The organism is Mycobacterium gordonae, assembly GCF_001417955.2.
GTDB classification, from domain to species: Bacteria; Actinomycetota; Actinomycetes; order Mycobacteriales; family Mycobacteriaceae; genus Mycobacterium; species Mycobacterium gordonae_B.
The window spans coordinates 1-14,751 of record NZ_LKTM01000339.1 but is presented as its reverse complement, the minus strand read 5'-3'; the positions used below and the strand labels follow the sequence as shown (position 1 = coordinate 14,751).

Here is a 14,751-nt window from a genome sequence, read left to right as displayed (position 1 = left end):
CACCGAGCTCAGCGGGGCGAGCGAACGCCGATGTGAACAGTCAGCTACTTAGCGCGCCGAGTTCGTCATTCGCAGCTAACATGCCCAGTGAAGTCACGACGACTCCACGGGGGATGGAGCACGCGGATCCGGGCGGCTCTGGCCGCCTGGCGAGGTTTGCGCAGGTGCCCTACGGTTGTCGATGTGATTTGGCGCTTACCTATCAGCGGGCGTTTCATATCCGGGCGTTATGACCGAAAGGTGATCAAGCGTGGCTGAACATAGCCGCGGACAGCGGGGGTCGGGCTACGGCCTCGGGTTGTCGACGCGCACCCAGGTGACGGGCTATCAGTTCCTGGCCCGCCGTACCGCGATGGCGCTGACCCGCTGGCGGGTGCGCATGGAGATCGAGCCGGGCCGCCGCCAGACCCTGGCGGTCGTCGCGTCGGTGTCAGCCGCCCTGGTGATCTGCCTGGGCGCACTGCTGTACTCCTTCCTGAGCCCCGCCGGCCAGATCAACGAGTCGCCGATCATCGCCGACCGTGATTCGGGCGCGCTGTACGTCAAGGTGGGGGACCGCCTCTACCCGGCGCTGAACCTGGCGTCCGCGCGGCTGATCACCCGGCGGCCCGACAACCCGCACCTGGTCAAGGGAAGCCAGATCGCCAACATGCCGCACGGCCCGCTGGTCGGCATCCCGGGTGCGCCGACGGAATTCGCGCCGAAGAGTCCCAGCACGTCGTCCTGGCTGGTCTGCGACACGGTGGGCGGCACCTCGGGTCCCTCGGGCATGCCGTCGCCGGCAGGTGTCACGGTGACCGTGATCGACGGCACACCTGACATGAGCGGTCACCGCCGGATCCTCAACGGATCAGACGCCGTGGTGCTGAGCTATGGCGGGAACACCTGGGTGATCCGCGAGGGCCGCCGGTCGAAGATCGACGCCACCGACCGTTCGGTGCTGCTGCCCCTGGGCCTGACCCCGGAGCAGGTCAGCCAGGCGCGTCCGATGAGCCATGCACTGTACGACGCGCTGCCGGTCGGACCGGAGCTGCTGGTTCCCGACGTGCCGAAATCCGGCGCGCCGGCGACCTTCCAGGGTGCGCCCGACCCCGTCGGAACGATCCTGGTCACCCCACAGATCAGCGGCCCGCAACAGTATTCGCTGGTGCTGGAAGACGGTGTCCAGACGCTGCCGCCGTTGGTGGCTCAGATCCTGCAGAACGCGGGACGGCCGGGCAACACCAAACCGGTGACGGTGGAACCGTCCGCGCTGGCCAAGATGCCGGTGGTCAACCGGCTGGACTTGTCGGCGTACCCGAACGACCCGTTGAACGTGCTGGACATCCGGGAGAACCCGTCCACGTGCTGGTGGTGGGAACGAACCAACGGAGAGAATCGGGCCCGCGTCCAGGTGGTCTCCGGGCCGACCATCCCGATCAAGAGCAGCGAGATGAAGAATGTGGTCAGCCTGGTGAAGTCCGACCTGTCCGGTCGTGAGGCCGACCAGGTCTACTTCGGCCCGAATTACGCGAATTTCGTGGCAGTCACGGGCAACAACCCGGGCGCTCAGACGGCCGAGTCACTGTGGTGGCTCACCAACGCCGGCGCGCGGTTCGGGGTGGACGACACCAAGGAAGCCCGCGACGCGCTGGGTCTGACCGGGCAGCCCAGTCTGGCGCCGTGGGTGGCGCTGCGGTTGCTGCCGCAAGGTCCCACCTTGTCTCGCGCCGACGCCCTGGTGGAGCACGACACCCTACCGATGGACATGACCCCTGCAGAGTTGGTGGTACCGAAGTGAAACGTGGATTTGCACGGCCCACACCGGAGCGGCCGCCGGTAATCAAGCCGGAGAACATCGTCCTGCCGACGCCGTTGAGCATTCCGCCGCCGGAGGGCAAGCCCTGGTGGCTGATCGTGGTCGGCGTCGTGGTGATCGGACTGCTGGGCGGCATGGTCGCCATGACCTTCGCCAGCGGTTCGCACGTGTTCGGCGGCGTCGGCTCGATCTTCCCGATCTTCATGGTCGGCGGCATGATGCTGATGATGTTCCGCGGCGTCGGCGGCGGTCAGCAGCAGATGAGCCGTCCGAAGCTGGATGCCATGCGCGCCCAGTTCATGCTGATGCTGGACATGCTGCGGGAGACCGCGCAGGAGTCCGCCGACAGCATGGACGCCAACTACCGCTGGTTCCACCCGGCACCCAACACGCTTGCGGCTGCGGTGGGTTCGCAGCGGATGTGGGAACGCAAGCCGGACGGCAAAGACCTCAACTTCGGCGTCGTTCGCGTCGGCGTGGGCATGACTCGCCCCGAGGTGACCTGGGGCGAGCCGCAGAACATGCCCACCGACATCGAGCTGGAGCCGGTGACCGGTAAGGCCCTGCAGGAGTTCGGCCGTTACCAGAGTGTCGTCTACAACCTGCCCAAGATGATCTCCGTGCTGGTGGAGCCCTGGTACGCACTCGTCGGGGAGCGTCCGCAGGTACTGGCCCTGATGCGCTCGATCATCTGTCAGCTGGCGTTCTCGCACGGCCCCGACCACATCCGGCTGATCGTCGTCAGTTCCGACCTCGACGAATGGGACTGGGTGAAGTGGTTGCCGCACTTCGGCGACTCACGGCGCACCGACGCCGCGGGCAGCGCGCGGATGGTCTACAGCTCGGTCCGCGAATTTGCGGCGGAGCAGGCCGAACTGTTCGCCGGTCGCGGGTCGTTCACGCCCCGGCACGCGAGCTCGTCGGCGCAGACCCCGACCCCGCACCACGTGATCATCGCCGACGTCGACGACCCCCAGTGGGAGTACGTGATCAGCGCCGAGGGCGTCGACGGCGTGACGTTCTTCGATCTGACCGGCTCCGAGATGTGGACGAATGTCCCCGAACGCAAGCTGTCGTTCGACAAGATCGGCGTGATCGAGGCGCTGCCCCGCGACCGCGACACCTGGATGGTGATCGACGAGAAGGCGTGGTTCTTCGCCCTGACCGACCAGATGAGCACCGCCGAGGCCGAAGAGTTCGCGCAGAAGCTGGCGCAATGGCGTCTGGCCGAGGCGTACGAGGAGATCGGTCAGCGGGTCGCGCACATCGGCGCCCGGGACATCCTGTCCTACTACGGCATCAGCGATCCGTCCGCGATCGATTTCGAGGACCTGTGGGGGAGCCGTACCGACACCATGGGGCGCTCCCGGTTGCGTGTCCCGTTCGGTAACCGCTCCGACAACGGTGAGTTGCTGTTCCTCGACATGAAGTCGCTGGACGAGGGCGGCGATGGCCCGCACGGCGTCATGTCGGGCACCACCGGTTCCGGTAAGTCGACGCTGGTGCGAACCGTGATCGAGTCCTTGATGCTGGGCCACCCGCCCGAGGAGTTGCAGTTCGTGCTGGCTGACCTCAAGGGTGGGTCGGCGGTCAAGCCGTTCGCCGGGGTGCCGCACGTCTCGCGCATCATCACCGACCTCGAAGAGGACCAGGCGCTCATGGAGCGCTTCCTGGACGCTCTGTGGGGTGAGATCGCGCGCCGCAAGGCGATCTGTGACAGCGCCGGTGTCGACGACGCCAAGGAGTACAACTCCGTGCGGGCCCGGATGCGGGCCCGGGGCCAGGACATGGCGCCGCTGCCGATGCTCGTGGTCGTCATCGACGAGTTCTACGAGTGGTTCCGGATCATGCCGACGGCGGTCGACGTGCTCGACTCGATCGGTCGTCAGGGCCGCGCCTACTGGATCCACCTGATGATGGCGTCGCAGACCATCGAAAGCCGCGCCGAGAAGCTCATGGAGAACATGGGTTACCGCCTGGTGCTGAAGGCCCGGACGGCCGGCGCCGCGCAGGCGGCCGGTGTGCCCAACGCGGTGAACCTGCCGGCTCAGGCCGGACTGGGCTACTTCCGGAAGAGCCTCGAGGACATCATCCGGTTCCAGGCCGAGTTCCTCTGGCGGGACTACCTGCGCATCTCCACCGTCGACGGTGAGGAAGCGCCGGTGCTGGTGAACACCATCGACTACGTGCGACCGCAACTGTTCACCAACTCCTTCACCCCCATGGAGGTGAGCGTGGGAGGCCCCAGTGTCGACGTGATCGCGAGCTACGCGAACGGCGAGGTCGTCGACGCCGGCGAAGAGGTCGAGGAGGAAGAGGAAGCGATCCGGACGCCGAAGGTCGGTACCGTGATCATCGACCAGTTGCGCAAGATCAATTTCGAGCCGTACCGGTTGTGGCAACCGCCGCTGACCGAGCCGGTCGCCATCGACGAGCTGGTCAACCGTCTGCTCGGACGTCCCTGGAACAAGGATTATGGAACGGCGCGCAACCTGGTGTTCCCGATCGGGATCATCGACCGTCCGTTCAAGCACGACCAGCCACCGTGGACGGTGGATGCCTCCGGGCCCGGTGCCAACGTTCTGATCCTGGGCGCGGGTGGGTCGGGCAAGACCACCGCGTTGCAGACGCTGATCTGCTCCGCGGCGCTGACCCACACCCCCGAGCAGGTCCAGTTCTACTGCCTGGCCTACAGCAGCACCGCCCTGACCACGGTGGCCCAACTGCCGCACGTCGGCGAGGTGGCCGGTCCCACCGATCCCTACGGTGTGCGCCGTACGGTGGCCGAGCTGCTGGCGTTGGTGCGCGAGCGCAAGCGCAGCTTCCTCGAATACGGCATCGCATCGATGGAGATGTTCCGCCGGCGCAAGTTCGGTGGGGAAGCGGGCCCGGTGCCCAACGACGGGTTCGGCGACGTCTTCCTGGTGATCGACAACTACCGGGCGCTGGCTGAGGAGAACGAGGTGTTGATCGATCAGGTCAACCTGATCATCAACCAGGGTCCCTCGTTCGGTGTGCACGTCATCGTCACCGCCGACCGTGAGTCGGAGCTGCGCCCGCCGGTACGGAGCGGATTCGGCTCCCGCGTCGAATTGCGTTTGGCCGCAGTCGAAGACGCCAAACTGGTGCGCTCGCGTTTCGCCAAGGACGTTCCGGTGAAGCCCGGACGCGGCATGGTGGCGGTCAACTACGTGCGGTTGGACAGCGACCCGCAGGCCGGCCTGCACACCCTGGTGGCCCGGCCGGCTCTGGCCAGCACTCCGAACAACGTCTTCGAGTGTGACAGCGTTGTCGCGGCCGTCAGCCGGCTCACCACCGCGGCGGCCCCGCCGGTGCGTCGCCTGCCGGCCCGCTTCGGCGTGGAACAGGTGCGCGAACTGGCGGCACGCGACACCCGCCAGGGTGTCGGCGCCGGCGGAATCGCCTGGGCCATCTCGGAATTGGACCTGCAGCCGGTCTATCTCAACTTCGCCGAGAACTCGCACCTGATGGTCACCGGCCGCCGCGAGTGCGGTCGCACCACGACGCTGGCCACAATCATGTCCGAGATCGAGCGGTTGTATGCGCCCGGCTCCAGCAGTGCTCCGACACCTCCGCCCGGACGGCCGTCGGCGCAGGTGTGGCTGATCGACCCGCGCCGTCAGCTACTCACCGCGCTGGGCTCGGACTACGTGGAGAAGTTCGCCTACAACCTCGACGGCGTGGTCGCGATGATGGGCGAGCTGGCGGCGGCTCTGGCCGGACGCGAACCTCCGCCCGGCCTGTCCGCCGAAGAGCTGCTGTCCCGGTCGTGGTGGAGCGGTCCGGAGATCTTCCTGATCGTCGACGACATCCAGCAGCTCCCGCCGGGCTTCGATTCGCCGCTGCACAAGGTGGTTCCGTTCGTGAACCGGGCCGCCGACGTCGGGCTGCACGTGATTGTCACGCGCACCTTCGGTGGTTGGTCGTCCGCGGGCAGCGACCCGATGTTGCGTGCCCTGCATCAGGCCAACGCGCCACTGCTGGTGATGGACGCCGACCCGGACGAGGGCTTCATCCGCGGCAAGATGAAGGGCGGTCCGCTGCCCCGCGGTCGAGGCCTGCTGATGGCCGAGGACACCGGCGTATTCGTTCAGGTCGCCGCGACCGAGGTGCGCAAGTAGCCCGCGCCACGTCATAACCGAAGCAAAGCCGCCGCGTCGGTGACCGGCTCCCTTACGGGGAGCGGCCCGACGCGGCGGCTTTTGTTTGTCGGGCGGCGCCGGGCGACATCTCGGTGAACATTGCCCTCGGAAACAGTGTCGCTCGCTTATTCGCTGCCCGATCCGCGCTGCCGTTGGCCCAGGTCAGGCGAGTGCGCTGACTCAATTGTTTAACGCCGACTGAACAGCAGTTTGCCGGGAATGAATAGTCGGTGTCATCGGTATCCCGGGCCGATCTCGGGTTCTAATGTGTTTTCTATGTGCCGGTGCGAAAACGAACCGAACATCGACTGACGATGCTACTATCTTCAACCTTTTCGCGGGTTGAAGGTCCGTTTCGTTCGGTGGCTGTCTGCTATCACCGCGCCGGCGCAATATGACCGACCCGCCCTGTGAACAGGCCGGGTCGACCGGGGGAGCAATTGCAGCAAAGCAGCTGCGTGGGCCGGGTACGGCCCGATCAATGCCAATGCCAACACGGGGATCGCCGTTGCGGTCTCGGCTGGCCGAGGAGGGGTGGTGTTGGACTTCGGAGCTTTACCGCCCGAAATCAACTCGGGACGGATCTATGCCGGCCCCGGCGCGGGGCCGATGCTGGCCGCCGCGGCAGGCTGGGATGGCCTCGCGGCCGAAATGAGCACGGCTGCAACGGGATACGGCTCGGTGATCACCGAGCTGGCCGGCTCACCGTGGGTGGGACCGGCATCTCAGTCGATGGTGGCCGCCGCCGCGCCGTATGTGGCATGGATGACCGCCACCGCGGAGCAGGCCGAGCAGGCCGCGATGCAGGCGCGGGCGGCCGCCGCCGCCTACGACGCCGCGTTCGCCATGACGGTGCCGCCGCCGGTGGTCGCGGCCAACCGGGCCTTGTTGGCCACACTGATCGCCACTAACTTCTTCGGTCAGAACACACCGGCGATCGCGGCGACCGAGGCGCACTACGCAGAGATGTGGGCTCAGGACGCCGTGGCGATGTACGGCTATGCGGCTTCCTCTGCGACCGCGTTGCAACTGAGTCCGTTCACTGCGCCGCCGCTGACCACCAACGCCGGCGCGGAGGCCGGGCAGGCGGCCGCCGTCGGCCAGGCTGCAGCAACCCCGGCCGGCAACGCCGCGGCACCGTGGCGCCGGCCCTGGCAGCGGGCTCCACGTTGAGCGGGCTGGAATCGTCGGTGTCCACCGCGGCGCCGTTGAGCGGCATCGAGGAGATCCTGACGGGTTTGGGATTCTCCTTCACGCCCGACTCCGTCGCGCTCCCATCGTGGTTCCTGGGACCGAACGGGCTGATCGCGACGGCATTCGGAAACTCCACGAACATCTGGAACTCGGTCACCAACTACCCGTACTTCGCACTGGGCTCGGTGAACTCACTCGTCGCATGGGGCGGCGGCCTGCTTCCCGGCGCACCCGCTCCCAACCCGGCACTAGGTGGGGCCCTGCCACCCCCGGGTGCCATCGGCGCCTGGGGGACTCCGGTATCCGCGGGCTGGGGCCAGGCCGGCGCGATCGGCAAGCTGTCGGTCCCGCCGACCTGGGCCGCGAACACCGTCTCGCAAGTCACGCCGCTGCCGCCGGGTTCCGCAGGTTTCGACGGCCTCGGCGCCACGGCAGCCAAATCCACCACCAACGGCATGCTCAGCGGATTGCCGGGCAGCGGAATCGGCCGTCGCGCCGCCGGCGGCTACACCAACAAGTACGGGTTCAAATACAACGTGCTGACCCGCTCGCCGTCGGCCGGATAACCCGAAGGAGTCCGAGGAACCGTTCAACTGCAACGAAACCTGTTCATTCGCAGTCTTACTCGAGGAGGAAACAGATGTCATACGTAACCACGCAACCAGAAGCACTGTCGTCGGCCGCGGCGAGTTTGCAAGGTATCGGCTCGTCCGTCAGCGCTCAGAACGCGGCGGCCGCCGCCGCGACGACCGGAGTGGTTCCGGCCGCCGCGGATGAGGTATCGGCGCTGACGGCAGCACAATTCGCCGCGCATGCCCAGATGTACCAGGCGGTCAGCGCCCAGGCCGCGGCCATCCACGAGATGTTCGTGAAGACCCTGGGTACCAGCGCCGGATCATATGCAGCCACCGAGGCCGCCAACGCGGCCGCGAGCAGATAGGACCACACCATGGATTTCGGGGCATTGCCGCCGGAAGTCAATTCGGCACTGATGTATTCGGGCCCTGGCTCGGGGCCGATGGTGGCCGCCGCGTCCGCCTGGAACGGGCTGGCCGCGGAATTGAATGCCTCCGCCCTTGCCTACGACAAGGTGGTCACCGGGCTCGCCGGCGAGGAGTGGATGGGGCCGGCATCCGCCTCGATGACAGAAGCGATCACGCCCTACGTCGCATGGATGAGCACCACCGCGACACAGGCCGAACAGGCCGCCGGGCAGGCCACCGCCGCGGCTGCCGCCTATGAGAATGCCTTCGTCGCCACGGTTCCGCCGCAACTCGTGGCGCTCAACCGCGCCGAGTTGGCGCAGGCCATGGCCACCAACGTCTTCGGGCAGAACAACAACGTGATTGCGGCCCTGGAAGCGCAGTACGGCGAGATGTGGGCGCAGGACTCCGCCGCCATGTACCAGTACGCGGGATCGTCGGCCTCCGCAGCCAAGGTGACCCCGTTCGCCGCGCCCCCGGAGACGGCCAACCCGGCCGCATCGGCCGTCCAGGGTGCCGCGGTGTCCCAGGCCACCGCGACCGCGGCCGGGTCGGCGCAGCAGACGTTGTCGGACCTGCTCGGTGGAATCCAGAGTCAGCTGAACAATCTGGCGTCGCCGGGAAACATGGCCCTGCTCGGCCTGAATCCGACCAGCGAGTCGCTGACCGGCATCACGTTCAACCCGAACTCCGTGCTGGGATCCGCGCTCACCGGGATCGGCGGCAACAGCACGCTGAACCCCCAGTGGCTCATCACCGCGTTCCGGAACTTCGCCGGGCCCGTCTACAACATCGAGGGTTTGCCGTACTTCTCCACCGGTATGGCCAACACGCTGCTGTCCTTGAGCAAGGGGCTGGCGCCGGCAGCTTCGTCGGCCGCCGCCGGCGCCGCGCACGGGCTCGGGGGACTGGGCAGCCTGCTGGGCGGCGGTGGCGGACAGGTCGCTGCCAGCCTCGGGCAGGCCGCATCCGTCGGCAAGCTGTCGGTGCCGCCGGCAATCGCGACGCTCGGTCCGGCCGTCAGTCACGCGGCGCCGATCCCGATCAACACCGTCAGCGCTGCCCCGGAAGCTACGGGAAACCTGCTGGGCGGCATGCCGTTAGGCGGTCTCGGGGCCGGCGCGGCCGCCGCCGGTGGACAGAAGTACGGCTTCCGCCCGACCGTCATGGCGCGACCGCCGTTCGCCGGTTAGCTGAAGATCAGCGGCAGTGAGGTGAGGGCGAATGTCTTGGATGGGAAGGCGATTTCGGGCCGATAAGAGTCCGGAAGCCCGAATTCGGGGATCTGGCGCAGCCATTCGGCGACGACCACGGTCAGTTCCATCCTGGCCAGATGCGAACCCAGGCAGCGGTGCGGTCCACCTCCGAAACCCCAGTGGCGGTGCACCTTTCCGTCCACCAGCAGCTCGTCGGTAGATGTCGCGTCGCTGCCGTCGCGGTTGATGGCAGCAAGGCACAGCCGCACCTGCGACCCGGGGGGCAAGGTCATTCCGCCGACGGTGACGAATTCGGTGGTGACCCGCGGGGCCACTGGCGCCGACGGCTCCAGCCGCACCACTTCTTCGATGAAGACTCTGATCTGGCGGGGGTCGTCGCGAAGCTCAGCGCGTAACTGCGGCCTGCGGGCCAGTTCCAGCAAGGCGAATCCGATGGCCGCGGTCACCGTGTCGAGACCTGCCAGAACCAGCAGGTGGCTCATGCCCAGCAGTTCGAGATCGGACAGGTCTCCCGGCCCGGTCATGATCGCGGACAACATGTCTGGGCCCGGCTGCCGCCGGCGCTGCTGAATCGCGTCGGTCAGATATTCGAACAACTCGACCTGACCCTCCTGGGCCTCGGCCAGGGTGAGAAAGGGTTTGTCACCGACGATCGAGTCCTTCCACGCGATCAGCCGATCACGATCGCGCAGTGGTAGCCCGTAGAGGTCCAGGAACACCTGGAAGGGATACAAGCGCGCGAAATCCGCCATCGCGTCGCACTGTCCCTGTTCGGCGAGCTCAGCGATCATCGCGGCCGCGTGGCGCTGCAACACCGGCCGCGACCTGCTCAGGGCATGCGGGCTGAAATAGGGCTGCAAGATCTTGCGGTAGCGGGTGTGCTCGGGGGGGTCGAACGAAAGCGGAAGCACCGGAAGCGGATTGGTAGGCGGCTGCAACAGGCGCGAGGAGAACACCTGGGGGTTGCGCAAGGCGGTGAGCACGTCCTCGCGCCGCGTCAGGTAGTAGGAACCGTTCATGAACACCACCGGTCCGGCGTCTCGCAGCTGCCGCCAGCCGACCCCCCGGTCATCGGTCAGCGGCAGCGACGAGTATTCGAGCCTGGGCAGGTGGAAAGACCCTGACCGGTTACCACCCGGAGCGCTCATGAGGCGAAGTCTCCCATGCGCCTCCCTGACGTGCCTGACGACTAAGCTTCCCCCGGTGAAGGTGCGTCTGGACCGGTCGAAATGCGTTGGACACGCACAGTGTTACGCCGTGGACCCGGAGCTGTTCCCGATCGACGAGTCGGGGTATTCGACCCTCGAAGAACACACGGTGGCACCCGGGGACGAGGAACGGACCCGCGACGGGGCCGCCTCCTGCCCGGAGATGGCGATCATCCTGGAAGCGGACTGAGATCTGAACTGTCGATTAACAGACATCGACGGGCAGTGAATAGTTGGCATTGGCCGATCCAAATCCCGAACCCCCCCTCTAAATTCCAATCAGCCCAGATTCGCGAGGCTGCTCCGCGCGATAGCGACGCCGATCGTCAGGAGGGGTGTTGTTCGACTTCGGGGCGCTGCCGCCTGAGATCAATTCCGGCCGCATGTACAGCGGCCCGGGACCCGGTCCGATGCTGGCCGCGGCCACCGCCTGGGATGGCATCGCCAGCGAGTTATTCTCGGCTGCAACAGGTTACGAGTCCGTCATTACCGAATTGACCAGTTCGCCCTGGGTCGGTCCGGCGTCGCGCTCCATGCTCTCCGCGGTGACCCCCTATGTGGGCTGGCTCAACGCCGCCGCGGGTCAGGCGGAGAGCGCGGCCACCCAGGCCCGGGCAGCGGTGGCGGCCTACGAGACCGCGTTCACCCTCACGGTGCCGCCGCCGGTGATCGCGGCCAACCGGGTCCTGTTGATGACGCTGATCGCAACCAACTTCTTCGGTCAGAACACCCCGGCGATCGCGGCGACCGAAGCCGATTATCTGGAGATGTGGGCCCGGGACGCCGCCGCCATGTACGGGTATGCGGCGGCATCCGCGCTGGCCACCGAACTGCGCAGGTTCTCGGTGCCCCCGAACACCACAAATCCGGCGGCGGCCGACGCTTCCGCGCAGAGCACCGCGCCGACGATTCCGCAGCTGCTGTCCTCGGCTGCGCTCCCGCAGGCGGCGCATCTGGCAACGGCCGAGGCCGCCGGCACTCCCGATGTGGTGATCATCGCCGACACTCCGATCAGCACCGTTCCACTGCTCGGCTGGCTTCCGACCCCGGAGAACAACTGGGCCGGACTGTACCCGGGCATGTACACCGCTATCAGGCAGACGTTGCAGGCCTACTTCGGAGTGGGCATCGGCAACTTCGGCTGGTCCATTGCACAACAGCTGCAGCCCGGCCTCGGCACGACCGCGGGTTCGGGTGGCGCCTGGTACCCGACACCGCAGTTCGCCGCTCTGGGTGCCGGTGGCTGGAACTTTCACAGCGGGGCAAATCTGTCCGCAAGCGTCGCGTCGTCCAGCAAGATCGGCGGGCTTTCGGTCCCGGCGAGCTGGGCCGGTGCGCCCGGCGCCGAACACGTGGCACCGAGCGTGACGAGCACCCAGTTCACGGCGTCCCCCGGCGAGCCGGGCCACGTCAACGGCGTGAACGCCGCACTGCGCGGATTCCCTTCCGGAGCGCGCGGCGGCCAGCGCGCGGGCAACATGGGCGTCCGCTACGGACTTCGTTACACCGTACTCACCCGACCACCGTCAGCCGGATGAATTGTCCTGATTCGCAACGTTATTGAGGAGTCGCAAGATGGCAACCGATTTTGGGGTGCTGCCGCCCGAGGTCACCTCGGCGATGATGTATTCCGGTCCGGGAGCGGCAACCTTCGTGTCCGCGGCGTCCGCCTGGAATGCGCTGGCAGCCGAGCTCGCGTCGACAGCGCAGGCCTACGAAGCCGTGCTCAGTGGGCTGGTCGGCGAAGAGTGGCTGGGACCGGCTTCGGCGACGATGGCGCAGGCCACCCAGCCGTATGTGGACTGGCTGACGGCTACCGCCGCGCAGGCCGAACGTGCCGCTGGCCAGTCACAGTCAGCGGCGGCCGCCTTCGAGACCGCGTTCGCCTCGATCGTGCCGCCGCCCCTGGTAGCGGCCAACCGTGCCGAACTGGCGGAAGCGCTGCAGACCAACATCTTTGGTCTGAACAACGGCGTGATCGCCCAACTGGAAGCCCAGTACGCGGAAATGTGGGCGCAGAACGCTCTGACGATGTACGGGTACGCGTCGTCCTCCGCGCTCGCGTCGAAGCTGGAATCGTTCACGTCGGCTCCGCCGATCGCCGCGGGTACCACCACGCAGGCCGCAGCGGTAGCCGCGGCGCAGGCCGCGCCGGCGGCTTCCGTCCAGGAGGCACTGCAGAGCTTCTTCAGTCAGGTCACCGGCCGGCTGGGCCTGCTGGCCACCCCAGCCGGCACCCAGCAACTGCTGACCGAGACGGCGACCCAATTCCCGATTCTCACCGAGATCTGGTTCCTGCTGACCGGTCAGACCACACTGCCGAACAACCTGGGCACCTTCATGCAGGGCTACTCGAACTACGCGAGCTTCTTCTACAACACCGAAGGCCTGCCGTACTTCAGCGTCGGCATGGGCAACTTCGGTGTTCAGATGGCCAAATCGGCGGGCTTGCTCGGCGGCGCGGCTCCCGCCGCCGCGGCCGCGGTACCGGTGCCCCCGCTCACCGCGGGACTCGGTGCCGGCGGGCAGGTGGCAGCCGGCCTGGGCAACGGCGCCCACATCGGCCACCTCGCCGTACCCTCGTCGTGGCCGGGCGCGTCGGCGGCTCCGGCCGTCCGCCCGGCCGTACAGATGATCAGCGAACCCATCACCGCCGCCGAGTCCGCGGGAAGCGGAAATGTGTTGGGCGGCATGCCGGTCGGCGGCGGAGGCAACACTCGTGGAGCGGGGGCGGCCCCGCGCTACGGGATCAAACCCACCGTCATGCCCCGCCAGCTGCCGGTCGGCTGAAACGTCTTCGTTCTCAGGAGATGGCGTTGACCGCAGCCGACAGTCGAGACTTCAACGCGTCCGGGATCGGGATGTAGCCGTTGTCCGCCAACCCGTTCTGACCCGATCCGATGGTGCTCTGCAGGAATGCCCGGACCCCCGCACCGACCTGGGCATCGGGGTACTTCGAGCACACGATCTCGTACGTCGCCAGCACGATCGGATAGGAACCGGGCTGGGTGGGCCGGTAGAACGAGATGGTGTCGAGAACCAGGTCGTTGTTCTTGTTGACGATGCCGGCCGAGGCGATCGTCTTCGCCACCGAGTCGGCGCTGATTTCGACCGGCTCGGGACCGGCGGAGGTGACGATCCTGGCCATGTCCAGCTTCTGCTCCTGGGCGAACGACCATTCGTTGTAGCTGATCGCACCTTCGGTGCGTTTGACGACCGTCGCGGTGCCCTCGTTGCCCACGGCCGCCTCTCCGACCCCACCCCTGAACTGTTTGCCGGCACCTTTACCCCAGGCGCTGCCGCCCGCCGTGTCGAGGTAGCGCTGGAAGTTGTCCGACGTTCCTGAGTCGTCGCCGCGGAACACCACGTGAATCGGTTCGCTGGGCAGCTTGGCGGCGGGATTCAGCGCCACGATCGCGGGATCGTTCCAGGTGACGATGGATCCGTTGAAAATCTTCGCGGCTGTCGGACCATCCAGGGTCAGCGCCGGCACCCCGTCCACGCGATAGGTGATGGCGACCGGTCCGAACACCACCGGCAGGTTCCACGCCGGCGCACCGCAACGCCGCTGGGCATCGGCATACTCGCGCGGGCTCAGCGGCGAGTCCGAGCCGCTGAAGTCGGTTTGATTGTCCAGGAATGCGCGGATCCCCGCTCCGGACCCATCCGGGGTGTAATCCGTCGTCTGCCCGGGACATGCCCCCTCGAAAGCCTTGACGAACCGGGTCATCGCGTTCGCCTGCGCCGTTGACCCGCTGGCCTTCAGGGTCTTTTTCCCGCCGCAATTCACCGCGCTTTCGCCGCTCCCGGGTTCCGGCGCGGTCCGATTCTGACCACCACATCCGGAGGCCAGCAGAACGGTGGCAGCAAACGCCGCCCAGAAAGGGCCGATTCGATTGATGAGCAATTCATTTCCTCGTATTCAGAAATAGAAACTCGGTATTCTGCGGTGCTCGCTATAGCGCAGGATGAAACCCTACTGGTACTGCCTCGGTCGCAAATTAATGGCGAGTGGCGTCGCCGCGACTCGAATGTGAACGGCAGGTCACAGGCACCGCCTCCCGCCGCCACGTCCACACGGCGTGCCACCGAAGTGGCCGGCGGGTAAACAGGCTCTTCGCAATTGAGGGTGTAGGGCGGTCAGCTGTTTTCGACTGGTGATCGGGGGGTCTGGTTGGCTGGGGGTGT

At 67.0% G+C, this 14,751-nt stretch carries 9 protein-coding genes and 1 pseudogene; 8 read left to right on the top strand and 2 right to left on the bottom strand.

The annotated features are described in order from the left end of the window. The first annotated feature begins 250 nt into the window (after positions 1 to 250). From eccB to AO501_RS23475, 5 genes and pseudogenes are all read left to right on the top strand, one after another. Complete coding sequence (gene eccB / locus AO501_RS23495; protein WP_055579984.1) at positions 251 to 1,780, top strand: type VII secretion protein EccB; 1,530 nt, start codon at positions 251 to 253, stop codon at positions 1,778 to 1,780. After that, the gene (eccCa, locus tag AO501_RS23490) at positions 1,777 to 5,940 is read left to right on the top strand and encodes a type VII secretion protein EccCa (protein ID WP_055579983.1); all 4,164 of its coding nucleotides are present in this window, start codon (positions 1,777 to 1,779) and stop codon (positions 5,938 to 5,940) included. The genes eccB and eccCa overlap by 4 nt, the downstream gene beginning before the upstream one ends. 558 nt (positions 5,941 to 6,498) lie before the next feature. Then, a pseudogene (locus tag AO501_RS39605) lies at positions 6,499 to 7,721 on the top strand (PPE family protein). 74 nt (positions 7,722 to 7,795) lie between these two features. Next, positions 7,796 to 8,095: a PE family protein gene (locus AO501_RS23480; protein WP_055579982.1), complete on the top strand. Its 300-nt coding sequence runs from the start codon at positions 7,796 to 7,798 to the stop codon at positions 8,093 to 8,095. Positions 8,096 to 8,104: 9 nt separating this feature from the next. Continuing rightward, positions 8,105 to 9,331, top strand: a complete 1,227-nt coding sequence (locus tag AO501_RS23475; protein ID WP_055579981.1) for a PPE family protein — start codon at positions 8,105 to 8,107, stop codon at positions 9,329 to 9,331. Here AO501_RS23475 and AO501_RS23470 read toward each other — a convergent pair. Beyond that, a complete protein-coding gene (locus AO501_RS23470) occupies positions 9,328 to 10,503 on the bottom strand; it encodes a cytochrome P450 (protein ID WP_055579980.1) in 1,176 nt (391 codons plus the stop codon). The genes AO501_RS23475 and AO501_RS23470 overlap by 4 nt on opposite strands. A 55-nt stretch (positions 10,504 to 10,558) precedes the next feature. On the opposite strand from AO501_RS23470, the gene AO501_RS23465 reads away from it, so the two are divergent. The 3 genes from AO501_RS23465 to AO501_RS23455 all read left to right on the top strand — a co-directional run bounded on the left by AO501_RS23465 (position 10,559) and on the right by AO501_RS23455 (position 13,353). Beyond that, positions 10,559 to 10,753, top strand: a complete 195-nt coding sequence (locus AO501_RS23465; protein ID WP_055579979.1) for a ferredoxin — start codon at positions 10,559 to 10,561, stop codon at positions 10,751 to 10,753. Between the two features lie 148 nt (positions 10,754 to 10,901). Continuing rightward, positions 10,902 to 12,101 (top strand): PPE family protein, encoded by a 1,200-nt coding sequence (locus tag AO501_RS23460; protein WP_055580111.1) that lies wholly within the window; start codon positions 10,902 to 10,904, stop codon positions 12,099 to 12,101. A gap of 37 nt (positions 12,102 to 12,138) precedes the next feature. Next, the gene (locus tag AO501_RS23455; RefSeq protein ID WP_055579978.1) at positions 12,139 to 13,353 is read left to right on the top strand and encodes a PPE family protein; all 1,215 of its coding nucleotides are present in this window, start codon (positions 12,139 to 12,141) and stop codon (positions 13,351 to 13,353) included. 13 nt (positions 13,354 to 13,366) lie between these two features. Here the strand turns inward: AO501_RS23455 and pstS are convergent, their stop codons facing one another. Continuing rightward, the gene (gene pstS, locus AO501_RS23450) at positions 13,367 to 14,470 is read right to left on the bottom strand and encodes a phosphate ABC transporter substrate-binding protein PstS (RefSeq protein ID WP_055579977.1); all 1,104 of its coding nucleotides are present in this window, start codon (positions 14,468 to 14,470) and stop codon (positions 13,367 to 13,369) included. Between the last annotated feature and the right edge of the window lie 281 nt (positions 14,471 to 14,751).

What these genes read in the sequence shown, in the direction of transcription:
- AO501_RS23470 (WP_055579980.1), bottom strand. Translation starts at nt 10,503, where the DNA reads ATGAGCGCTCCGGGTGGTAACCGGTCAGGGTCTTTCCACCTGCCCAGG.
- AO501_RS23480 (WP_055579982.1), top strand. Translation starts at nt 7,796, where the DNA reads ATGTCATACGTAACCACGCAACCAGAAGCACTGTCGTCGGCCGCGGCG.
- AO501_RS23475 (WP_055579981.1), top strand. Translation starts at nt 8,105, where the DNA reads ATGGATTTCGGGGCATTGCCGCCGGAAGTCAATTCGGCACTGATGTAT.
- AO501_RS23455 (WP_055579978.1), top strand. Translation starts at nt 12,139, where the DNA reads ATGGCAACCGATTTTGGGGTGCTGCCGCCCGAGGTCACCTCGGCGATG.